Source organism: Arthrobacter sp. AIWTK1 (assembly GCF_056680535.1).
Genome location: NZ_CM155287.1, coordinates 4027674 through 4050021, shown reverse-complemented (window position 1 = coordinate 4050021; position 22348 = coordinate 4027674). Strand labels below are relative to the sequence as shown.

The following is a 22348-nucleotide window of genomic DNA, read 5'->3' as shown; positions in this document are numbered from 1 at the left end:
GCCTCATCCTTGACTTGTTGCTAACCAAGGAAATAAGTTGTTGTATGACCAACGGTGATCTGGATCATATGTGCGCCGCATTGCCCCGGTGGCTGGGCTGAAAGTGAAATACCTCGCGGTCTTGGCGCCATCCCCTGAATGGAGACAACATGGAACGCGATCTTGCAGACAATTCACTGGAGAAGGTGAGCCCGGAGCGCCTACGTAAGGTAGTGCGGGCCTCTTTTGCGGGGACCGTGGTGGAGTGGTTTGACTTCGCCATCTACGGCTACATGGCCACCCACATTGCCGCGACCTTCTTCGCATCCAAGGATCCGGTCACGGGTCTGCTGGAGACGTTCGCCGTGTTCGCGGTAGCCTTCGCGCTGCGGCCCTTGGGCGGGATCTTCTTCGGACGCCTGGGCGACCGTCTTGGACGTAAAAAGATCCTGGTGCTGACCGTCCTGCTCATGTCCGGATCTACGGCCGCAATCGGGCTCATCCCAAGCCACGAGACGATCGGCATCTGGGCCGCTGTCCTCCTGGTCTTGGCCCGCTGTATGCAGGGCTTTTCTGCCGGCGGCGAATATGCGGGTGCCACCATCTATGTCGTCGAGCACAGCCCCGACAACCACCGGGCGCGCTACTCGTCCGCCATGTCCGCGGCGACGTTCTCCTCGTTCGCCTTCGCTGCCGGACTCGGAGCGCTGCTTAGCTTCCTCCTGCCCGCCGAGGCCATGGGTGATTGGGGCTGGCGCATCCTCTTCCTCCTCTCTGTGCCGATGGGACTGATCGCCTTCTACATTCGCGCCAAACTCCACGAGTCCCCTGAGTTCCAAGCGATGATCGATGATTCTGCCTCCCGGCCCGCCCCATCCCTGGGAGCTGTCTTCCGCACCCAGTGGCCAGCGATGCTGCGCCTGGGCGGGTTTGTGATGCTCACGGCCCTCTCCTTCTACATCTACTCCACCTACATGTCGACCTTCCTGATCAAGGTGGTCGGCCTGCCCCAGGACCTCGCGCTGTTCTCGAGCTTGATCTCGCTGACCCTCGCGACGGCGCTGGCCCCCGTCATGGGCCGTGTCTCGGATCGCATAGGGCGCCGCCGCACCATGCAGACCGCCGCCGGTCTGTTGGCCATTCTCACCATTCCGGCGTACATGATCGCCGAGCAGGGAACGTTCGCAACCGCCGTTGTCAGCCAACTGCTCATAGGACTCGGTGCCGTGACCGCTAACGTGGTGACCTCGGTCCTGATGTCGGAAATGTTCTCCACCGATGTGCGCTTCGCGGCATCGGGCACCTGCTACAACATCACGTACGCGGTGTTCGGCGGTACCGCACCCTTCCTGGCAACGTGGCTTGTCGCGGGAACGGGATACTCGCTCGCCCCCGCCATCTACGTCGCAGTGATTGCCGTCGCATCATTCCTCGTCGCCACCTTCCTCATACCTGAGACGGCAGGACGGCCTCTGCGCCGGTACCACGACGACCCCGCGCCGGCAGGACATGCGAGCACCGCAGCCTCGCAATTGTTGCCCCGCGCCTAACGTCCCATGGCACGTAAAAGGCCAGCCGCTGTCCGGACCTGGTAGGTCCAGGCAGCGGCTGGCCTTGCCGGGGCCGATCCCGACGACACAGTCCGCTGGTGGACGAAGGGACGGTTTGCGTAAACCTGGCCTACTCATTGCCGCCATATTCAAACTCCTTCGTGACCATTAGAGGCCCTGCTCTGGCAACCGTGAACCGACGGGCGTAGCGTTCGAATTGAACGACGGCGGTGGCCGCAGCCTGACTAAGGACCGGCGCGCTGGCCGTATGGTGCCAATCCGTTCGAGGAGCCGGAAATGGCTGGATGGAATGCCGATACGGCGGCCGGACCACTGGGCGCCGGGACCATCACATTGGTGGAAGGCTCATCCTTCTGCATCTCCCTGCCGAACGGGGACATCCAACCCGAACTCCCGCACGGGGTCTTCTTCCAGGACACGCGAATCCTGTCCCGCTGGAGCCTGGCCGTCAACGGCCAGGTGCTGGAGCCGTTGGCGGCGGAAACCAAGGAACCGTACCGGGCGCTGTTTGCTGGACGTGTTGCCCGCTCGGACGGGTATGCGGACAGCCCGCTGCTTGTGGAGCGTCTGCGCGAGGTGGGTGCCGGCATCACGGAGGAGCTTACGGTACGGAACTACTCGCTGGATCCGGTCGAATGCGTGGTCTCCCTCACCGTCGAAGCGGACTTCGCCGATCTGTTCGAGGTCAAGGAGGCGCGCATCCAGCGGCACTGGGACCAAACCCGGCAGCCGGATGCAGGTTCGCTGACGATCAGGGGCACTTGGCAGGATGCCCGCAAGGGGATCGTCATCAACGCCGACGGCGCCGACCACGTTGGTGCGGAAGCCTTGACATATCGCACAGTTATCCCGCCGCACGGCCACTGGAGCACCGTGCTGAGCGTGGTGCCTGCCGTGGACGGAACCGGCATAGCACCGTTTGTTCACCCCGCACCGGGCGATATTTCTCCACGGGACCGGCGCCGGATGGAGTGGGTGGCGAGGATTCCGGTGCTGCAGATGGGCAACCGTTCCATCGAACGCACCTTGCAGCGCAGCTACGACGATCTGGGCGCGCTAAGGATCGAAGACCCCGACCATACGGACCGGGTGGTGGTCGCCGCCGGGGCGCCCTGGTTCATGACCCTGTTCGGCCGCGACTCGCTCTGGGCCTCGGAGATGGCTCTGCCGGTGGACCCATCTCTGGCCCTGGGCACGCTGCAGACGCTGGCCGACCGCCAGGGCCGGGTGGTGGACCCGATGAGCGAGGAGGAACCGGGCAAGATCCTCCACGAGGTCCGGCTCGGTGTCTCCAGCGGCCTGTCCTTGGGCGGTAAGCCGGAATATTATGGCAGCGTCGATGCGACCCCGCTGTTTGTGAGCGTGCTCGGGGCCGTCAGCCGCTGGGGCTTTGCCAAGGAGACCATTGCCGCCCTCTTGCCCAACGCGGACCGGGCCATGGACTGGATCCGGGACTACGGGGACCGCGACGGTGACGGCTTCGTCGAATATGAACGCCTGAATGATCGGGGGTTGATCAACCAGGGCTGGAAGGATTCCTGGGACGGGATCAACTTCGCGGACGGCACCTTGGCGGAACCGCCGATCGCCCTGTGCGAGGTCCAAGCCTACGTCTACTCGGCGTACATGGCGCGTGCTTGGATGGCCTACGACGTCGGCGACGCGCCGATGGGTGACGAGCTCACCGACCGGGCGGCGCAGCTAAAAAAACGGTTCAACGAACAATTCTGGTTGCCCGATCACGGGTACTACGCGATCGCGCTGGATAAGGACAAGCGCCCGGTGGATGCCTGCGCGTCTAATATGGGCCACTGCCTCTGGTTCGGTCTGGTGGATGAGGACAAGGCGCCGCTGGTGGCCGAGAAACTGATGTCCCCGGAGATGTTCTCCGGCTGGGGCGTTCGCACCCTGGCTTCCGACATGGGGGCTTACAATCCGGCGAGCTACCACAACGGCTCGGTCTGGCCGCACGACAACGCCATTATTGCGGCTGGCCTGGTTCGCTATGGTTTCGTGGAAGAAGCGCAGCAGATCGCTACGGCGCTGCTTGAGGCCGCCCAGTACTCGGACGGCCGGTTGCCCGAGCTCTTCTGCGGCTTCGACCGGGAACGGTTCACCCAGCCCGTGCCGTACCCGACGGCGTGTTCCCCGCAGGCCTGGGCCGCGACCGCGCCGATTCTGCTGGTGACAAGCCTGATGCGCTACGACGCACATGTCTCCCGGGGTGGTATGTGGCTGGACCCGGTACTGCCGGAGTCCTACGGCGACCTGCACATCGCCAATGCGCCCATGGCCGGCGGCCGGATTACCATCGATATCTCAGGTTCCACAGTCTCCGTCCAAGGGCTGCCCAGGGGCATGGCGCTGCACCGCGGGCACCGGCCGTGGATGACCGAACTGGTGGAACAGGCCCAGCTGCGCAAAGAGCCTTAGCGGGACGGGCAGGCCCTGCAGCCTCTTGGCAACCCCGGCATGGCACCTTCTGCTCACCCCGGCTGGGAAACGGTGCCGCAGCAATTGGACCCTGCCGTCGCGGTCCACTCGATAGAGGAACCTGCCATGTTAAAGTCATCGGCACGGCGGGAGCTCTCTGGTGTTCAGGGAGTTCCCGCCGTGTCGATGGTTGTTTGTGGTGCGGGTTCGTCCCTGTCAGTCTGTGCGGACCGTGCTGGGGTCGACGTTCCGGGCGGCAAAGATGAGCAGGCCGGAGGCCAGGATGGGGAGGACGCCCCACCAGAGGGTGGCGTTGATCCAGCCGGCACCGGCGGCGAGGGCGGCGGTGATCAGCAGGCCGCCGATGATCGCTCCGACCTGGCCGGAGGCGTTGATGATGGAGCTGCCCGTTGCCCGGGTGTGGACGGGGAAGCTCTCGCCGGTGAAGAACAGCAGGGCGGAGAAGGGGCCGATGAGGAAGAACAGCCCGGCGCTGTACAGCCCAATGATGAGCGGGAAGTTCCCGTTCGGTGCCTGGAGCATGGTGAAGAAGGAGACGGCGCACAGGATCCAGCCGATCCCGATCGCGTTGCGGCGCCCGATCCGGTCACCGAGCCAGCCATGGAACAGATAGCCGGCGAAGGCCGTGGCATTCGAGATGATGAGGACCAGCAGGGCGTTGTCGAACTCGATGTTTTTGCCGTCCGGTGCCGTGAGCAGCGACGTGCCGAGGATCGCGAATGCAAGGACGCCCAGCCAGTTCAGGAGGAAGGCTCCGCCGATCGTCAGGGTGGACCGCAGCGATTCCCCGCGGAAGACCGAGACGAGTGGGCTGGCCTTCTCCGAGACGTCGATTCCGAACTTCTCCCCGAGCTGCTGCGCCTCTTCCACCCGGCCATCCTTGATCATCTTGTCGATCTGGTGACGGTGGCCGAATTGGGGGCTCTCCTTGAGCCAGCGTCCGGCGATGACGATGAAGACTGCGGGGATGGCGGCCACGGCAAAGCAGAGCGCCCACCCGCCGATGGGGAACAGCAGGTAGACGGACCCGGCGGCCAGGACGGAGCCGACCGGCCAGCCGGACTGGACGAGTGAGTAGATGAGACCGCGGCGGCGGGCCTTGGCGGGATCGCTGTTGTGGGCAAACATCTCGTTGAGGTACGCAGCGTTAATGGCCTGTTCGGCGTAGCCGAGGCCGGCCAGTGAACGCACGAGGACGAGGAAGACGAGTCCAAGGCCGGCCGCGATGCCCACAACCCAGCCGACAGTGGCCGTCAGCAGTGAGGCGACAGCGGCACCGATGACGGCGATCAGGATGCCCTTGCGTCGGCCGATCCGGTCAACGATCGGGCCGATCCCGAAAGCCACGAGTGCAGTTCCTGCAGTCACCCAGGTATTGATCCCGGTGGACTGGGCCGCGCTCCAGCCGAGGTCTGAGGCCAGCATCGGCAGGAGGTTGCCGAACAAGACGAAGTCATAGACAGCGAAGGTCCAGGCGAAGAAGCAAATCCAGGTGGCCAGCCGGACGTCCTTGGGCGTGACATCAGACTCGACAAATTGAAACGTTGGGGCAGTGGTCATAACGGTTCCTAATTCACGGGGATGGGTGGGGATGTGATCAGTACGGAACGAAGGGGGCGGTCTGGAGACCAGCGTCACCAACTGGCTCCAGACCGCCCCTTTTACTGCTGCGCTTGGCTCAGGTTGCCGAACTGAGCTCGGCGACCAAAACCCCGCGGCGTTCGGCGGTTGATTTCAGATCAACCGTGAGCTGGCCGTTGACTTCCTTGAGGACCACGCCGTAGTCACGGGCGGCAGCCTCGGCGGTCGTGAAGCCGTCCAGCACATCTTCGAGAACTTTCAGCGGGTCCCGCTTGTGCGGGTCACCGAAACCGCCACCGCTGGGCACGGTGATCTGGAGGGAGTCGCCGGCCAGCAGCTGACGACCGGTGACCTTGGACGGCCAGGACTCCTCGCCCGCCCGACCGGGGTTTTTCACGAGCGATCCGTTGAGGCCGTCATGGCCCTCGAATGCGCCCCACGGTACGTCCGATTCGTGGCGTTCACCCTCGCAGGTGATCGCGGTGTCCGTCAGGAACGTGTTTTCCCGGACGATGCCGATCCCGCCGCGGAACTCGCCGGCCGCTGCGGGCTCGGAACGCAGTTCGTAGCGGTCGGTGCGCATCGGGAACCGCCACTCGAGCTCCTCGATCGGGTTGTTGCGGGTGTTGGCAATGAGGTTGTCCACGGAATCCGGGCCGTCGCTGGTAGCGCGGGCGCCGTAAGAGCCCTCGTTGACCTCGAGGTAGACCCAGTACTCGCCCTGTTTCTCGTCCCATCCTGAGTAGGAGATGAAGTGGATGTGGGCGGAGTTGCCGGCGGTGACGCGCTCGGGGATGACCGGGGCGAGGGCCCGCAGGGCCAGGTCGACGGCCCGCTGCACCTGGGAGAACCGCGAGAAGGTCGCGGCCGGGTATGTCGGGTTGAAGATGGTGCCCTCCGGGGCGATGACCTTCAGCGGCTTGAGCATGCCCTCGTTCTGGGGCACGAACACTGGGAAGGCAACCTCATCCAGGAATATCATCCGGGTGATGAACGTGAACGCCGAGACCGTGGTGCCCTCGAAGGCGCAGTTGTATGCGGTGGGCACTTGTTCGGAGGATCCGGTGAGGTCATAGGTGATCTCGTCACCCTCGACGATCACCTTCACGACGATCGGCAGCTTCTTGCCGTAGTTGCGGCCGTCATCGTCCAGGTAGCCGACCTCGGTCTCGTAGACGCCGTCCGGGATCTTGGCGATCTCCTGGCGCAGCATCCGCTCCGAGTAGTCGATCCAGCTCTGGCCGGCTTCGCGGACCGCGCCGAAGCCGTACCGCTCGATGAGGGCGATGTAGCGGGACTTGGCCAGCTCGCAGGCCGCGATCATCGCCTGGAAATCGCCCTCGTTGGAGGTGGGTGTCCGGGTGTTGTTGAGGATGTGCCGGATCAGCGATTCCTGGCGGACGCCCTTCTCGGAGATCTTCACCGCCCGGAAGATGGTGCCTTCGGACTGGATGTCCTGGATGTCCACCATCAGTCCGGAGTACGCACCGCCGTTGTCGATCAGCTGGCCCGAGGCGCCGGCGAAGCCGACGAGTTGCCCGTCGTGGAAGATCGGTTCGATGATCGCCACGTCGGGGGAGTGGGTGGCGCCCAGATACGGATCGTTGTGCAGGATGATGTCACCGTCGTGGATGTCGTCGCCGAGGACCGAGATCACGCCCTTGACGATCTTGGGCATGGAGCCCATGAACATTGGCGTGGAGTCGGACTCGGCCAGCACGTTGCCGTCCTTATCGAACAGCCCTGCCCCGAGGTCCTCGGACTCGCGGATGATCGAGGAGTAGGCCATGCGGAACAGCACCGAGGCCATTTCCTTGGCTGCGGAGTTCAGGGCGCCGCCGATCACGCGCATCAGGATCGGGGTGGCCAGTTTCTCGGCGCTCTGGGTAGCGGCCGGGCAGTCGATGACGAGGTTGCCGGCTGCGTCCACCGCTCCGGAGAATCCCGGAGGAATAACTGTGGTGGAATCGTACTGCTCGATGATGGCGGGGCCGGTGAAGGTGATTCCCACGCCCATCCTGTCGCGGTCGTAGAAGCGGGTGTCCAGGGTGACCGGCTTGCCATCCTGTTCGAAGGTCACCGGGCGGGTTTCCACCAGGGCGTCATCGAGGGAACCGGACTTGATCGCTTCCGGCGTGGGCAGGTCATCCATCACGGCGCTGGCCTCGACACGGATGTTGATAACTTCCACGGTGCCGTTCTTGAAGCGGTGGCCGTACTCCTCGAAGTGGGCGTCGTGGAAGGCTGCCTCGGCCTTTTCCAGCCAGGCCTGGTTGACCGGCCCTTCGGGGGCGGTGAAGCGGATCTCGTAGCCCTGTCCCTCATAGCGCGCGTCCGCGAGCCATTCGAGCTTGCGGCGGCCGGCTGGGACGTCCTCGGCATCGAGTTGGGCGTTGGCGTCGCGCTCCAGCTGTTCATAGGAGTCCTGGATGGCGGCGGGGTCCGCGCTGGAGAACGTGAACCGTCTGGTGGCGACGAACTCGTACTTCTCGTCGGTGGCCAGCAGGCCGGTTGCGGCCATGATGCCGGGGTGGGCCGGGATCAGTACCTTCGGGACCTCCAGCTCCGCGGCGATCTCGCAGGCGAACAGTGCGCCGGCACCGCCTGCCGCCACGAGGGTGAAGTCACGTGGGTCGTAGCCGCGGCGTACGGAGTTCTGCTCGATTGCCTGGGTCATGCCGAACTTCTGGATCTGCAAGGCACCGAGGGCAGCCTGGTCCACTGACATGTTGAGTTTTTCCGCCAGACCTTCCATGGCCTTTCGGGCGCCCTCGAGATCCATATCCATACCTGAACCTGCCAGGACGCGATCAGGACGCATCCGGCCCAGCAACACTTGGGCGTCGGTTGATGTCGGCTCCGTACCGCCGCGGCCATAGCAGACCGGGCCCGGGACGGCGCCGGCAGACTGGGGGCCGACACGGAAGACCCCGCCGGCGTCGACGTAGGCGATGGAGCCGCCGCCCGCGCCGATGGTGTCGATGTCCACCATCGGAACCATTGCCTGGTGGTCGCCGATCTTGGTGTCCAGGAGGTGACGCATGCGCAGTTCACCCTGGTAGGCAACACCTATGTCCGCGGAGGTACCGCCGATGTCCAGGGTGACCACGTTTTCGAAGCCGGACTGGCGCCCGGCCCACATGCCGCCGATCAGACCGCCCACCGGCCCGGACATCATCAGTGTGACGGGCCGCTTGGCGGCTTCCTTGATGGGGACCATGCCGCCGGAGGACTGCATCAGCAGGATCTCCCGCTTGTAACCCAATCCTTCGGCCTGCTCCTGCAGGCGGTAGAGGTAACGCGAGACCCGGGGCCCGACATAGGCATTCAGTGCGGTGGTGGAGAACCGTTCGTATTCCCGGTACAGGGGCACGATCTCGCTGGAAAGGGACAGGTAGGCCTCGGGGAACTCCTCCGCGACGATTTCCCCGATCCGCTGCTCGTGGGCGGGGTTCAGGTAGGAGTGCAGCAGGCAGACGGCGATGGCTTGGACTCCGGCCGCCTTCAGCTCGAGTACGCGCTCACGGACCTCGTCCTCGTCCAGGGGAACCAGGACGTCTCCGTTGGGTGCGGTGATGCGCTCCTTGACGGTGAGACGGTGGCGGCGCTTGATCAGGGGTTTGGTCTGCCAGGGCAGATCCTGCTGGAGGGAGAAGTTGTACGGCTTCTTGTGACGGGCGATGTGCAGGATGTCCCGGAAGCCCTCGGTAGTGATCATCCCGACCTCTGCACCGGTGTGAGTCAGCGCGGTGTTCGTGGCGACCGTGGTCCCGTGCACCAGCTGGTCGATCTCCGAAAGCGACACCCCGGCCTTCTCACAGAGCTTCTTGATGCCCGAGATAACGGCTTCGGACGGGTCGTGCGGGGTGGAGGGAACCTTCTCCACAACGGCGATGCGCTGATCGTCGTCCGAGAAATACAGGTCGGTGAATGTGCCGCCGACGTCTACTCCGATGCGCTTCATAAGGTGGTCCTTTCGAAAGTTTGGTTCAGGACTGGGTTGAAGGAAAAACCGGGGGCCTCTCGGCCGGGCCAGATTCACCCGGGGTTGGAGCTAGTCCGTTGGGCCGGGGGTCCGGTCCCGCAATCCGATGTGCGGTAGCTCACATCGTTGCTTAGAAAGCAATTTAGTTCCCTTATGAACAACACGCAATGCTTTTGGCGTTCATTTCTTGGGACTTCCCTTTTGCGTCAGCCTCCCCAAGTGCTGGAGCGCATCTTGCGCAAGGATCCGGCAAGGCCTCTGCCAAGCAAGGTGGATAGTGTGCATAGTCGATTTCGGACTGCCGAGACTGTCGTCGCCTGATCTGACCCTCAAGGCCACAGAGTGGCTCCGGATTTCCTGGGCCGCGCTGCGGCGTGCCGGGCAGGTGTGTCTTGTCTTCCGACGAGAGGTCGGATGGGCACACCGTACGCCGTACGATGGCTGCTACGGTGACTGCGCGTAGCGCCTGGAGAGGGAGAACCCATGCTTGACCCACAAACAACCACTGACAAACCGCAAGGGGCGGCAGCATCGCTGCTTAACGGTCTTACGGTTCTCGAAGCATTCTCCGTCGCCAAGCGTTCCCTCCTAGGCGTCACGGAGATCTCCGAGCTCGTTGGCCTGCACAAGAGCACGGTCTCCCGGATGCTGAGCGGCCTGGACGAAGCAGGCTACGTGCAGCGCGATGAGGATACAGGGCGATACCGCCTCGGGCTGGGGATGATCGGTCTGGCCGGACCACTGTTGGCCGAGCTCAGCGTCCGCCGTGCCGCCTTGCCGCACCTCGAAGAACTCACCCAGGCCACCGGTGAGACGGCCGCGATCGCAGTTTGGAACGGCAGCAATGCGATTGTCGTGGAACAGACGGCCTCCACCCACCAGGTCAAGCACAGCGCGGCGATCGGCACGCGCTACAACAAGTTCGCCAGCTCCTCAGTTCGCGTGTTCCTCGCCGAATTACCGTCCGAGGAGACCGACCGTCTGCTTGCCGACCGGACGATCCTGCGGGAGGGCTACCTCGGTCTCGAAGACCCGGCCCACGAAGAGCTCGTCGGCGTACGTGACGACGGCTTCGCCGTCAACGACGGCGAGACCACTTACGAGGAATACGGCGTGTCCGCTCCTGTGCGGGACTACAGGGGCGAAGTCGTCGGCTGCATCACAGCCAGCGCGCCCCGATCCCGAGTGCAGCACCTGCATAGTCAGTCGATCCTGCGCGACGCCGTGCTAGAGGCCGCGGCGCGGGTGTCCACACGGTTGGGCAGCCTTCCGAGGGGAACAGACCCAGGTCGCTGACGGCGCTTTTGGCTGATCCGGGCAGGAGTGGATGGGCCTGCGAACCGTAATCCTCGTTGGTTTGCCAGAGCGAGGACCGCCGGAACCTCAAGCAGGGCCACGCCTTCGAAATTGGCGGCTGCTGGCTGACGTTCGCCTGGCTGCGTGGACGAATCACCCCGGAAGCGAGGCTGACCAGCCCAAACGGGTGGATACTTCCGAGGCAGCCTTTTGTACGGCTTGAACCAGAGCATCCTTGGTGTCGTGCTTGTGCACACGGGAACGGGGGGCGGATAGAGTGATGCACCCCACCACCTTGCCCCGGTAATCCCAAACCGGAGCGGAGACCCCAAACTCCTCCTCCGTAGTCGAGCCGTCGTTAACTGCGTATGCCTGGCGGGCTACTTCCTGCAGGTGGGCGGTGTGGTCCAACGGTAAACCATCTTCTGCCGTGCGTAGGATCTGCCCGGATCCGATCAGTTCCGTCGCGAGAGCCGGCGCCAGTTCCGCTAGGAAAACCCGCACCGAAGAGCTCTCGAATTTGTTGTACCGGGTTCCGATGGTGGCAGTGTGTTTAACCTGATTCGGGCTGGCAACCTGCTCCACGACAATGGCTTCGTGACCATTCCAGACCGAGATTGCGCTGGTCTCTTGAGTGCTTTCGGTTAACTGCTCCAAATAGGGAAGCGCGGCACGCCGGACATCCAGGTCCGCCAGTAAAGGGCCGGACAGCGCAAGGAGACTCAGGCCGAGCCGATACCGCCCCGACTCCTCATCCCGCTGGACATATCCAGCTTCTGCCAGGCCGCCAAGAATGCGGGAGACCGTGCTCTTGTGGAGGCCAACGCGCTGGGCAACCTCAGTCACACCAAGAACCGGATTCTGCACCGAGAAGGCTTCCAGTACAGCAAGGCCGTTCAACAGCGACGCCGCAGCCCCTTGGACCTGCCCGTTATCCTGCCTCGGCCTGCCTGCCACCTTCATCCTTTCGCGCTACGTGACTATCCCTCCCACTCTTTCGAGCCATCATATGCCGCAATCTGTACCCGCCTCACTGAGGGGGGTCCCTTCCATATTTCGGACGAGAGATTACCGAACAGAAGGCCCGCCTTGGCGGTCCTTCAAAGTGTTTCGCTCAGACTACATCCGAGCTACGGCAGGCTTCCCTGCCTTTGCCTTGTCCCGAAGGGATCGGCTGCATTATTGGCAACATCGTCACAAAAGGAGCAACGCACTCGCCGATGCTCGCCCTAACGGGCAGTTGGTCCGGTGGAGATGCAGACTCTGGGTACCTCTGGTGCTGTGCCGGTTCGTGCGCTACAGTATCCACTACAGCAACCTCGTTGCTACCTTAGAAACACAAAAGGCGAAAGAGTGGAGAGAACCATGACAACAGAGACAGAGACGTTCAACGACATCGAAGCCCGTCTTGCAGCAGTGCTGGAGGAGGCGTTCGAAGCCGGAACCAGCATCTACAACGAGCGCGGTTTCAAGCGTCGGATCGGCTTCGGCAACCGCCCCGCCGTCATCCACATCGACCTCGCGAACGCCTGGACCCGTCCGGGCCACCCGTTCAGCTGCCCGGGCATGGAGACCATCATCCCGAACGTCCAGCGGATCAACGAGGCCGCGCGCGCCAAGGGCGTCCCGGTCTTTTACACCACGAACGTGTACCGTAACCGCGACGCCACCTCCGGCACGAACGACATGGGTCTGTGGTACTCGAAGATCCCCACGGAGACCCTTCCGGCGGATTCCTACTGGGCGCAGATCGACAGCCGCATTGCTCCCGCGGAAGGCGAGGTCGTAATCGAGAAGAATCGCGCCTCGGCGTTCCCGGGGACGAACCTCGAGCTCTTCCTGACCTCCAACCGCATCGACACCCTGATCGTGACCGGTGCGACCGCGGCCGGGTGCGTGCGCCATACCGTCGAGGACGCGATCGCGAAGGGCTTCCGCCCGATCATCCCCAGGGAGACCATCGGCGACCGCGTCCCGGGCGTCGTGCAGTGGAACCTCTACGACATCGACAACAAGTTCGGTGACGTGGAGTCCACGGATTCGGTGGTGGATTACCTGAACCGCCTCCCCCAGTTCGAGGACACGGTCCCGAAGACCCTCTCGGATCCCCAGCCCGAGGTGGCGTGCCCCGCGGATCCGGCCTAAGCTACACCGCACTCTCGGAGCCCCGCGGCCCGGCATCCCCGGGCCAACAAGACGACAGCCGGCACCCCTCAGCGGGTGCCGGCTGTCGTCTTGTCGGGCTGGGCTGCGGTGATGAAGTGCTGGATGCGGCTTGGGCCTCCCAGCGGTGTCCTCAGACCCTGAGCTGGAGCCGGTCCTTGGCCCGGGCGGATTGAGCCTGGGCAGGTTGAGCCCGCGCGGCGTGCCCGCCGGCGCCTCCACCCGCTCCGGAGACGGGCTTCACCCGCCGGAGTGCGGCGAGAATGGCCCGCCCCACCACGGCGATTCCGACGATCGTGGTGATGGCACGCAGGGTGTCCCAGCCCGCCGTCGACGTCAACAGCGAGTACAGCAGGAAACTGCTGAGGTTGGTGCCCAGCGGCGCGCCGGGCACGTAGGAGATGCCGGTGCCGGCACCGACTGCGAAGGGCCAGAACCACAGGTTGGTCAGCAGGCCGAACAGGTAGGACGCCAGGATGCCGTAGCCGCACAGCATCCACAGCTCGGCTTTGCCCCGCACCCGGCGGGGGAGCAGGCCGGCCCCCGCGCCCACCCACGCACAGGCGAAGATCTGGAACGGTGTCCACGGCCCGATGCCGCCCCACAAGGCGCTTGAAAGGCCGATGGTGGCGGCGCCGAGGAGCATGCCGAAACGGGCACCGAAGGCCCGTCCGGCTAGGATCAGCAGGATAAAGACCGCCTCCACGCCCCCGACGCCGGTGCTCGCTACCCGCACCGCCGAACCTACGGCGGCCAGGACGCCGAGCAACGCCACGGTATGTGCCGAACGGACCGAACCGTCCAGGGACACCACGACGGCGACTGCCGCCACGGGTGCGATCGCCAGTGCCGCGTAGGGGAGGGCCGCGGTGGCGTCCTGGGGGAGGGCCGCGGCCAGCAATGGCCAGCAGAATGCTGCGAGGGCCAGGAGGTTCGCCGCTGCAAGGATTGCGAGCTCGACGCCCCGCGGCATCCGGATGCGGCGCCGTTGTTCCGGGGCCTGCGAGTCTTGTTCGTCGACGACCCTTGGTTGCAGTCCGGCCCTCGCTAGCCGGGGAAGCGGGAGGCGCGGTTCCGGCGCATTGGCCGGCGCAGAGGAAGGCGCGACGCCGTCACGCATCGGGAGGATCCGGGCGCCGAGGCCGTGGGCAAAGTCGAAGTCGTGCGTGGCGATCAGGACCGCCGCGCCTGAGTCCGCTGCGGCCCGCAGCGCCGCCGAGACTGCTGCGCGCGCCGCAGGATCGAGTCCGCGCGTCGGCTCATCGATCAGGAGCACCTGGGGATCGTCCATGGTCTGGAGCGCGATGGCAAGGACCCTGCGCTCTCCTGCGGAGAGGTCCCGGGGATGCTCGTGCCCAATGGGAATCCGGACGTCTCCCCGCAGACGGGCAAGGCGCGACGCAGCGGTGCCCGGCGTGGCCTGTCCGCCGTTCTTTCGGCGCGTAAGGCGCCGTTCGGCCGCGCGGAGCTCCCCGGCGACGGTATCCCTGGTGAAGAGGTCGTCCGAGGCGTCCGGCACCAGGGCGACCCGGCCGCCGTCCACCGTGCCGCCGTCGACCGTTCCTTCACGGAGGGCGAGCGCTACCAGGAGGGACGACTTTCCGGCACCGTTCGGCCCCACCAGGGCCACCACTTCACCGCGGTGCAGGGTCAGGGATGCGTCGCGCACCAGCGGCGTGCCCTTGCGGTGCACCGCGAGCTTTGTCGCCGTCAGCACGGGTGCGTGCTCCGTCGGCGGTGCCGGCGCTGGACGGGCATCGATGGGGTGCGAAGGCGCGGATGGCGCGGGACCCGGCACCCCTGCTGTTGGGATCAATGAGCCGTCGTCGATGGTCCACCACGAGTCGGCAACGGGGACGAGCGCTTCCGCCCGGTGCTCCGCCACGATGACGCAGACGCCGGCGTCGCGGGCGAGGGCGTCAAGCACGGCGATGACGTGTGCGCGTGCTGCGGTGTCAAGGTCTGCCAGGGGCTCATCGATCAGGAGCAGGTCCGGCTGCTCCACCACTGCGGCGGCGATGGCTACGAGCGTCGCCTCCCCCGCGGAGAGGGTGCTGACATTCCGGTCCAGTAGCGCCGACACCCCGATGCCCTCCGCGACCTCCAGGACCCGGGCCTTGGCGGTACCGGATGCCATGCCGCGCAGCTCAAGTGCCAGGGAGATTTCGTCCCGGACCCGGGTGGTAGCGAAGGCTGCGCGGGGATTCTGCAGTACGACGCCGACGAGGCGGGCGGTATCGCGCGGCGGCGTGGTGGCACGGTCCGTTCCGGCGACGCGCACGGTGCCGGCAATTTCTCCAGCGTCAACGTGTGAGAGGAGGCCGGCGATACCTCGCAGGATGGTGGACTTGCCGGAGCCCGTGGCCCCGGTAATCACCGTTATGGACCCGCTCGACGGCGTGAATTCCGCGGCGCGCACCTGCGCGTCACCAATGCGGAACCGGGTGTCCCGGACCAGAACCGGTGCCTCGCTGCCCTGGCCGGGCTGGAGTGCCGCCTTGCTCCCGAAGCCGCGCAGCTCCAGGGCCGCCGCAACCCGGGCCGCGTGCTCAAGGGTGCGCTCGAGCACGGGAACCAGGGCGCGGGGGCCGAAGCGTTCGCCCCGCAACCGGAACGCCAGGCGCACGGAGGTCACGGCGTCGGAAAGCGCCGGCAGCGCCGCCCAGGCCACCACAAGCGTCCGGGCCACACCCTGGACGGGGCCGCGGCGGGCCAGGAGCACGAAGCCGCGGGCCACGTCCACCCAGGCGTTGAGCAGGCCGAAACCGAGGATCATCCCGGCAATAGGCAGCGCGGACAGGACCGCCTCCCACAGCCCGGGCGCCGTTACCGGACCGAGGAGGACCACATGAGCGTACGGGGCAGGCAGCGGCACCGCCGGCAGGTCGAGCAGAACCGGCCCCCCAATGGCCGCACCGTTGAAAAGGACGCGGTAGATGACCCGCGCCGCGATGAAGACGGCGGCGAGGGCCGCCCCTGCACGTAGCGGCGCGGGTCGGAAGGTCATGCCGCGGGGGCGGCCGGTTCGCCGTCGACCGTGAAGAGCAGTTCCAGGCTCTCTCCGGGGCTCACCTTCAGGGTGGCGAGTCCCTCCTGGGCGTAGGCCCAGTCACCCGAAGCCGGCTTAACCCAGAGAGCCCAGTACGCAAAAGCGGCGGGCATCTTGCTGCAGTCTTCCCGGTACGTGCCGCCCTTGTGGGCGATATCGAAGTCTGCCGCGGGCACACCGTTAACACGGCACGCCAGTTCCTTGGGATATTGGGCGGTGCCCTCGGTCTTCACCTTTGCCTCTTCGAGCACCTTGGAAGCGAGGGTCGGTGCGTCCGCGGGCACGCAAACGGACGTATCAGCGGCATCCTGCTTCAGGGCGCCCGAATCGACGATGACCTTCACGCCGGCGCAGGCCCCGGCGGGGGCGCTGGATGAAGCCGTTGCCGGGGAAGCCGGTGCAGAGGTGGTTGGCTGGGTGGCGGCCGGCGTGGAACAGGCGGCGAGGGCAAACAGGAGACCTGCGGCGGCGAGGGAGCTCGCGGCGGCGGTGCGGATCTTAGTCAAAGTCACATGTCAAGGGTAGGGCGTTGCTTGTCCGGATCCGGAGGCCGTCGCGTTGTATGACGTTAGCCCTGTCACTGCTACGCTCCACGTATCGCCCCGTCGAGTCACGCACGGGTCGGAAAAATAGCCAGCGACACCGGAGTTGTGAGCGAGGGAATCAGCATGACGGTTGCCGAAATCCAAGTGGACCAGCGCGTGATCGGGATCGACTCGCGGCGCTTCGCCTCGGTGGAGAAGGCGCTGGTGGAGCTGATCACCAACAGCGACGACAGCTATGCCCGGCTCGAAAAAGCCGGCGCCCAGGTCACCGGCCGGATCCACGTCGGCTACGAGCGCCACCACGCCGGAGCCGTGCTCTCAGTAAGCGACCAGGCGGAAGGCATGTCCTTCGAGCAGGCCGGGCGCATCCTCAGCTACGGCGGCGCGCACAGCCCGCTCTCCCGCGGCGAAGGCACCGGCCGCGGGTACTTCGGCCGGGGGCTCAAGCAGGCCATCTTCGGCCTGGGCCACGGCTGGATCGAGACCATCCAGAACGGCCGGTTCACCCGCATCGACGTCTTCCGCGGCGAGAACGGCGGCTACCTGTACGACGATGACGGCTCGGACCGCCGCGCCTTCCCCGCCGACTACGCCCGGCTCGGGATCCCCGCTGGCGACGCGGCGGACGGCACCCCCGTTCCCAGCACCGGAACTACCGCCGGCAACGGCACCCGGGTGACGATCGTCGTCGACAATCCGCACGTCACCATCACCCAGCACGCCACGTTGCTGCAGTTGCTCTCGGACAACATCTACCTGCGCGACGTGCTGGACCGCCGCGAGGTGGAGCTGGTGCACGGACACCCCGGCGCCGAGGACTTTGGCATCGAAAGCATCCGCTTCCAGGAGCCCCCGGCCACCCTGCTTCTGGGCCCGGACCGGCCCGGCAGTTTCAGCCTTGACGGGGAGGAGTGGCCGTTCACACTCACGCTGAAGCGTGCCCGGGACGTGGAGCTGACGCTCAAGGGCGACGAACGCACCGCCGGCTTGGTGGTGGAATCCGGCATGGCCGTGCTCGACTGCCAGCTGTTCGAGTTCGAGAACCAGGTGGGCACGGAATACCTCTTCGGCACGGTGCGGTGTCCGGCGCTGACCGAGATGCTGGGCCGGGGCAAGGCGATCATCAGCGACGAGCGGGAGGGGCTGAACCTCAAGGACCCCTTCGTCGCGGCGTTCTCCCGCGCCGTCAGCCGGATGATCGCCGACGCCGTGCAGGCAGAGAAGGAAAAACTCACGCACCTGGAACGCGCCACCACCTCCGGGCGCACCGCCGAGATGATCGAGCACCTGTTGCAGCACATGAGCGAGGCGGCCGTCGTCGACCTGGGGCTGGAGACGGCGCCGCCGCTCCGCAACGGGGACGGCTCGCCGGCATCTGTGCCAGCGCCCGCTGCCCTGCGGTTCACCACGCCTTTCTATTACCGCCCGCCCGGGCATCCGTTCCATGTGGCGTTGATACTGGATCCGGCCCAGCTGCCTGACGGCGGGATACTCACCTTCGAGGTGGACCTGCCCGGCTCGATGCGGATCGACCCCGAACCGGCCCCGATAGCCGTCGGCGCGCTGGGGGAGACGCAGCGGTTGGAGTGGACCGTGACCGGGGATCAGCCGGGCGACCGGGGCGAGATCACCGTCCGCGCCGGCGACTACTGGGCACTCTGTGAAATCGTCATTGCCGAGCACGCCTCCCGCCGCAGCGCCGACCAGCCCCCGCACCACGCCATCGCCACGGAAGCGGCACCGGAGACGGCGGCGCAGCCGGGAACACAGTCAACACAGCGGGAAGCCCACCGGGAGGCGCACCGCCCGACCCGGGACCACGGCGTCGACCTCTTCACCGGCTACGAATTCCGCAGCCTGCACAACACCGCGGACCGCGCTGTCTACAGCGAGGACGAACGCAAGGTCATCATCAACACCGCCGCGCCCACGGTCCAGCTGTACGTCGACGGCCGCGGACGCTTCCGCGATTCGGCCCGGCTGCTGCTGGCCGAACTCTTCCTGGACGTGATTGCGGAGGAACTCGCCCGGCGCCGCGCCGAACAGCACGGCCACGCCGGGGACCTCGACGCCTTCAGGAACGCCAAGCGGGACATCATCCGCCGCTACGGAAGCGACATCCACCGCACGTTCCTGGGGTGAGGTGCCCGGGCAGGACGCAGGGCCTAAGCCTCCGTCACCTTCCTGCTCGGCGCAGCCCTTCGGCCCTACCGGGATGGCACCGAAAGGCCTATGTTTGAGCTCCCCCAGCCCGAGCGAAAGGAACGACGATGTTCACCTTGCAGATCAGCTATCCAGTCCGGGACTACGAGGCTTTCAAAAAAGTATTCGACAGTGATCCTGCAGGCCGCGCGGCCTCGGGTGCCAGGTCTGTCCGCCTGTTCCGGGATACGGAGGACCGGAACAACGTGGCCGTGCTCCTTGACTTCGACACCGAGGACTCCGCGAACACCTTTCTGGGACGGCTCCGCAGCGATGTGTGGGACAAGCCGGAGGTGATAGGGCAGCTGATGACCGCAGCCCCCACAGCCAGGATCCTGGAGGAGACGGCCCGCGAGGGTCAGGGCGCGGACTGACCGCAGGACGGACCATCTTGATCCGGGGCTGTCCACCTAGGGCTCGACGAGGGTCAGGATTGTTTCCGGACGGACGCCGTCTGATTTCATCGCTTCGGCTGCCGTTTCGGACTCCATAATTCGCTGAAATGTTTCCATGTCGGGGACTTGTACGATCAGGCCTACGCGGTGGCTCTTGACCGGGTCAATGAACGTTCGAACCGTGATGCCCAGCGGCCCGAATACTTCTTCTCTTTTTGACGAGCTGAGCCAGTGCTCAACATCGTCGACCTCGTGGGTGATCATTAGAGTTGGCATCGTTGCCTACGCTTTCTGGGGTTGCGCCAGGAGCCGGGCTGGATAGGGACAGCATGAGGACGTCCTGATCACGCTGAACGTACCACGGCGTCGAATACGGCGGTAGCGGGAAGTGCAATTCCTTATTGTGGTGGGAGCCCAACAGGGACACCATGATGCTATGAACGCTGAAACCCCGAAGCCGGCGGAGCTGAGCCTTCCCCAAGCTTTCCTCCTCTTGGCAACGAACGACAAAAACGGCAAACCTGAAGTGCCCGTATTCGCCCTCAGGACCACCGTGGCAGGGGCAATATTGGCTGAGCTGGACCTGCTCGGCGCCATTGAGTTGGAGGGGAAGCATGTCAGGGCTACCGGCACTGCCCCCACTGCGGACTTCCAGGACGAGCTGGAGCTCATTCGCGGCAAATCCCGGGCCCGCACTCCTAAGTGGTGGATCTCCGTGCTGGAGAGCCGGGCTGAAGTGCAGCGTGTTTACGAGGGAATGGCCGAACAGGGCCTGGTGGAACATGTCGGCGAAAAGCACCTGGGCCGGTTTCGTGCCGTGCGGTACCCGCACAAGGACCACGCTCCGGAGGAAGCACTCCTGAAGAGGATCGAAGCGGCGCTTAGCGGTGCGCCATCCGACCTCAAAGTGCCTGACTCTGCGGCGGCCGACGCCGGGACGACAAGTGCCGGGGCGGTCGATGCTGCGAAGTCTGAATCCAAGGCCCCCGAGGCCACGACGCCCGATGTCAGGACCACGGCGCTGATCGCCCTTCTTCAGGCGGCGGGACTGTTCGGCAAGCTCTTCCCGGAAGCGGATAGAAGCCGGGCAAATGAGCTGGCGAGGGACTACTGGCCGACCCGCGCCGTAGAGGACGAACTCCGATTGATCAGGCTGGCGGAGGAAGAAGCTGCAACCTTGTGACCCTCGTCAGCGCGGGGCGAGGACGCAGAACTCGTTGCCCTCTGAGTCGGCCAGGCAGACCCAGGGCACATCGCCCTGGCCTACGTCGGCGTCCGTGGCTCCCAGATCCCGCAGCCGGGCCACCTCTGCCGCCTGATCATCACCGGGGTACGGCATCAGGTCGAGATGGACACGGCCGCAGAAGGTCTTCAAAACGGGCGTGCGAAGGAACTCAAGATACGGTCCCACGCCCTTGGCCGATCGCAGCCTCGCATGATGGTCGGTCACTTCGTGCAGGGTCCAGTCCACCGCCTCGCTCCAAAACCGAGCCATGGCCCGCGGGTCCGCGCAGTTGACCACCACCGCGGCGATCGGCCCGGTGTCCCGGTAGATCGATCGGGGCTCCAGCACGCGGAACAGGTTTCCCTCCGGGTCGGCCAGCGCTGTCCACGGACCATCACCCTGGCCCTCATCGGCGGGCGCCGCACCGAGCCCCTTCAGCCGCGCGACAAGCTCCGCCTGGTGGGCCGCGGAGGTGGTGGCGAGATCGAGGTGCGCCCGGTACTGCACCGTGTCGGGGTCCGGGACGGTGACCACATCGACGCAGACCGCGACGGGGTCCGGCCAAACGAAGCCCACGGGTTCAACATTGGTCACGCCGGGCCCTTCGCTGGAAACACCCCAGCCGAGCGCCTCCGCCCAAAACCGGCCGAGCGCTGCGTCATCCCGAGCCTTGAAGTTCACCTGGACAAGTCGCAATGCCATACCGCCAGACCCTATACCAGCGAACACCCGAAGCGGGAGGCAAGCCTTAGTTGTTCAGGGCCGCGTACAGGTTCAGGCTGGCCGAGAACACCAGCCACGAAACGTAGGGCAGCATCAGCACCCCCGCCGTCGTACTGATCGGCCCGAAGTGCAGCACCGCGAACGTGGCAAGCACGGCGTGGGCTGCGATCAGCAGCAGCGCCAGCCACAGGGCGGCCGTGCCCAGCATCGGGTACATGCCGAAGAACACCAGCGGCCACGAGAGATTCAGCAGTAGCAGTCCGCCATAGACCTTGAGCGCTTCCCGGCGCGGAAATCGCTGCTGCCGCCACACCTGCCACGCCGCCACCGCCATGGCCGCATAAAGAACCAGCCATGCCGAGCTGAACATCCATCCCGGCGGGGTCCACGGTGCCTTGTCCGCCGCCGCGTACCAGGAGCCGTTCAACCTGATCGGCAGTGAGCCCAGCAGCGACACCGCCCACGACGCCGCCAGGAAACCGAGGAGGGCCGCGATCTGCCGCTGCGGCGGCCGCGCGCCGGGGGCACGAGTGCCCGGGGCGCTTTGTTCAACGTTCAAGAGCACTGACTTACTGTGAACAACTGCGGGCCTTTCCGTCAAACCACGACGGCGGGACCGCCCGTCGTCGACCGTCCGCCGTCGTGTCGGCTTTCACAGCCTCCCCATAGGCAATCGGTGCCTTTTGCCCATGTGGGTGGACCACGATCAGGGTATGAGCGCATGGAGAAGGAGAACAGTTCCCGGGCTGGCCGCCGTCGCCGCGTTTTTCCTGGTCGCCGCCAGCGTGGCCGGAATCGATGAGATGGCCAACGCCAAGATACCGGGCCCGGCCGCCGGAACCGTCCAGGCAGCAGCCATGAACACCGAAGCGCGGCTTGAGCACGTCCTGCTGGCCGGACTGGGTCAGGGCACCCTTCCCGGTGGATTCCCGAACGATGACCTCCGGGACGACAAGTACGACGAGGACTATCTGGAGGCACTCCACGTCCAGCCACGTCCCCCGGCCTGAGTAGCACCAGCTCGCCCATTGTCGCGACAGGTGAAATATGTTTCACTATTTCCTACGGAGGGGAGTATCCCCCAAATGTTCCGTCGTCAGTCCGGCCGTCCCTGAACGGCCCGGCGGGGCAGGTCCCAGAAGACCGGGAAAGACCTCCAGTTGGTTGAACTGACTGGAAG

The 22348-nt window shown here is 65.5% G+C and carries 16 protein-coding genes; 8 read left to right on the top strand and 8 right to left on the bottom strand.

Features of this window, described 5'->3' with window-relative positions:
• Positions 1-149: 149 nt before the first annotated feature.
• Together AC1MDG_RS18625 and AC1MDG_RS18620 are read left to right on the top strand one after the other, a co-directional pair.
• On the top strand, positions 150-1529 hold the full coding sequence (locus AC1MDG_RS18625) for an MFS transporter (RefSeq protein ID WP_479805908.1): 1380 nt from the start codon (positions 150-152) through the stop codon (positions 1527-1529).
• 297 nt (positions 1530-1826) lie between these two features.
• The gene (locus AC1MDG_RS18620; protein WP_479805906.1) at positions 1827-3983 is read left to right on the top strand and encodes an amylo-alpha-1,6-glucosidase; all 2157 of its coding nucleotides are present in this window, start codon (positions 1827-1829) and stop codon (positions 3981-3983) included.
• Between the two features lie 216 nt (positions 3984-4199).
• Here the strand turns inward: AC1MDG_RS18620 and AC1MDG_RS18615 are convergent, their stop codons facing one another.
• Entirely contained in the window at positions 4200-5564 is a 1365-nt protein-coding gene (locus tag AC1MDG_RS18615) for an MFS transporter (RefSeq protein WP_043484366.1), read from the bottom strand.
• A 118-nt stretch (positions 5565-5682) separates the two neighbouring features.
• Entirely contained in the window at positions 5683-9549 is a 3867-nt protein-coding gene (locus AC1MDG_RS18610) for a hydantoinase B/oxoprolinase family protein (RefSeq protein ID WP_479805904.1), read from the bottom strand.
• 504 nt (positions 9550-10053) lie between these two features.
• Here AC1MDG_RS18610 and AC1MDG_RS18605 point away from each other — a divergent pair.
• Positions 10054-10866 (top strand): IclR family transcriptional regulator, encoded by an 813-nt coding sequence (locus AC1MDG_RS18605; protein WP_479805902.1) that lies wholly within the window; start codon positions 10054-10056, stop codon positions 10864-10866.
• Positions 10867-11019: 153 nt separating this feature from the next.
• On the opposite strand, the gene AC1MDG_RS18600 is transcribed toward AC1MDG_RS18605, so the two are convergent.
• Positions 11020-11829, bottom strand: a complete 810-nt coding sequence (locus AC1MDG_RS18600; protein ID WP_043484361.1) for an IclR family transcriptional regulator — start codon at positions 11827-11829, stop codon at positions 11020-11022.
• Positions 11830-12231: 402 nt separating this feature from the next.
• Here AC1MDG_RS18600 and AC1MDG_RS18595 point away from each other — a divergent pair, with 402 nt between their 5' ends.
• Complete coding sequence (locus AC1MDG_RS18595) at positions 12232-13011, top strand: N-carbamoylsarcosine amidohydrolase (RefSeq protein ID WP_043484359.1); 780 nt, start codon at positions 12232-12234, stop codon at positions 13009-13011.
• 151 nt (positions 13012-13162) lie between these two features.
• Here AC1MDG_RS18595 and AC1MDG_RS18590 read toward each other — a convergent pair whose 3' ends face one another.
• Both AC1MDG_RS18590 and AC1MDG_RS18585 read right to left on the bottom strand, forming a co-directional pair.
• Entirely contained in the window at positions 13163-16036 is a 2874-nt protein-coding gene (locus AC1MDG_RS18590; protein WP_479805900.1) for an ATP-binding cassette domain-containing protein, read from the bottom strand.
• A complete protein-coding gene (locus tag AC1MDG_RS18585; protein WP_479805898.1) occupies positions 16033-16590 on the bottom strand; it encodes a hypothetical protein in 558 nt (185 codons plus the stop codon). The genes AC1MDG_RS18590 and AC1MDG_RS18585 overlap by 4 nt, the downstream gene beginning before the upstream one ends.
• Before the next feature lie 156 nt (positions 16591-16746).
• On the opposite strand from AC1MDG_RS18585, the gene AC1MDG_RS18580 reads away from it, so the two are divergent.
• On the top strand, positions 16747-18765 hold the full coding sequence (locus AC1MDG_RS18580; protein WP_479805896.1) for an ATP-binding protein: 2019 nt from the start codon (positions 16747-16749) through the stop codon (positions 18763-18765).
• Positions 18766-18893: 128 nt separating this feature from the next.
• Positions 18894-19199 (top strand): hypothetical protein, encoded by a 306-nt coding sequence (locus tag AC1MDG_RS18575; protein ID WP_479805894.1) that lies wholly within the window; start codon positions 18894-18896, stop codon positions 19197-19199.
• Positions 19200-19235: 36 nt separating this feature from the next.
• On the opposite strand, the gene AC1MDG_RS18570 is transcribed toward AC1MDG_RS18575, so the two are convergent.
• Positions 19236-19484, bottom strand: coding sequence for a hypothetical protein (locus AC1MDG_RS18570; protein ID WP_479805892.1), 249 nt, complete (start codon positions 19482-19484; stop codon positions 19236-19238).
• A 172-nt stretch (positions 19485-19656) separates the two neighbouring features.
• Between AC1MDG_RS18570 and AC1MDG_RS18565 the strand changes: the two genes are divergently transcribed.
• A complete protein-coding gene (locus AC1MDG_RS18565) occupies positions 19657-20403 on the top strand; it encodes a GOLPH3/VPS74 family protein (protein ID WP_479805890.1) in 747 nt (248 codons plus the stop codon).
• Between the two features lie 6 nt (positions 20404-20409).
• Here the strand turns inward: AC1MDG_RS18565 and AC1MDG_RS18560 are convergent, their stop codons facing one another.
• Positions 20410-21147: a VOC family protein gene (locus AC1MDG_RS18560; protein WP_479805888.1), complete on the bottom strand. Its 738-nt coding sequence runs from the start codon at positions 21145-21147 to the stop codon at positions 20410-20412.
• A gap of 46 nt (positions 21148-21193) precedes the next feature.
• On the bottom strand, positions 21194-21733 hold the full coding sequence (locus AC1MDG_RS18555; protein ID WP_479805886.1) for a TspO/MBR family protein: 540 nt from the start codon (positions 21731-21733) through the stop codon (positions 21194-21196).
• Between the two features lie 148 nt (positions 21734-21881).
• On the opposite strand from AC1MDG_RS18555, the gene AC1MDG_RS18550 reads away from it, so the two are divergent.
• A complete protein-coding gene (locus tag AC1MDG_RS18550; RefSeq protein ID WP_479805884.1) occupies positions 21882-22178 on the top strand; it encodes a hypothetical protein in 297 nt (98 codons plus the stop codon).
• The last annotated feature ends 170 nt before the right edge of the window (positions 22179-22348 follow it).

Excerpts from the sequence above, each read along its gene's own strand:
- AC1MDG_RS18570 (WP_479805892.1), bottom strand. The coding sequence starts at position 19,484 with ATGATCACCCACGAGGTCGACGATGTTGAGCACTGGCTCAGCTCGTCA.
- AC1MDG_RS18615 (WP_043484366.1), bottom strand. The coding sequence starts at position 5,564 with ATGACCACTGCCCCAACGTTTCAATTTGTCGAGTCTGATGTCACGCCC.
- AC1MDG_RS18560 (WP_479805888.1), bottom strand. The coding sequence starts at position 21,147 with ATGGCATTGCGACTTGTCCAGGTGAACTTCAAGGCTCGGGATGACGCA.
- AC1MDG_RS18605 (WP_479805902.1), top strand. The coding sequence starts at position 10,054 with ATGCTTGACCCACAAACAACCACTGACAAACCGCAAGGGGCGGCAGCA.
- AC1MDG_RS18600 (WP_043484361.1), bottom strand. The coding sequence starts at position 11,829 with ATGAAGGTGGCAGGCAGGCCGAGGCAGGATAACGGGCAGGTCCAAGGG.
- AC1MDG_RS18580 (WP_479805896.1), top strand. The coding sequence starts at position 16,747 with ATGACGGTTGCCGAAATCCAAGTGGACCAGCGCGTGATCGGGATCGAC.
- AC1MDG_RS18575 (WP_479805894.1), top strand. The coding sequence starts at position 18,894 with ATGTTCACCTTGCAGATCAGCTATCCAGTCCGGGACTACGAGGCTTTC.
- AC1MDG_RS18590 (WP_479805900.1), bottom strand. The coding sequence starts at position 16,036 with ATGACCTTCCGACCCGCGCCGCTACGTGCAGGGGCGGCCCTCGCCGCC.
- AC1MDG_RS18595 (WP_043484359.1), top strand. The coding sequence starts at position 12,232 with ATGACAACAGAGACAGAGACGTTCAACGACATCGAAGCCCGTCTTGCA.
- AC1MDG_RS18565 (WP_479805890.1), top strand. The coding sequence starts at position 19,657 with ATGAACGCTGAAACCCCGAAGCCGGCGGAGCTGAGCCTTCCCCAAGCT.
- AC1MDG_RS18610 (WP_479805904.1), bottom strand. The coding sequence starts at position 9,549 with ATGAAGCGCATCGGAGTAGACGTCGGCGGCACATTCACCGACCTGTAT.
- AC1MDG_RS18625 (WP_479805908.1), top strand. The coding sequence starts at position 150 with ATGGAACGCGATCTTGCAGACAATTCACTGGAGAAGGTGAGCCCGGAG.
- AC1MDG_RS18550 (WP_479805884.1), top strand. The coding sequence starts at position 21,882 with ATGAGCGCATGGAGAAGGAGAACAGTTCCCGGGCTGGCCGCCGTCGCC.
- AC1MDG_RS18620 (WP_479805906.1), top strand. The coding sequence starts at position 1,827 with ATGGCTGGATGGAATGCCGATACGGCGGCCGGACCACTGGGCGCCGGG.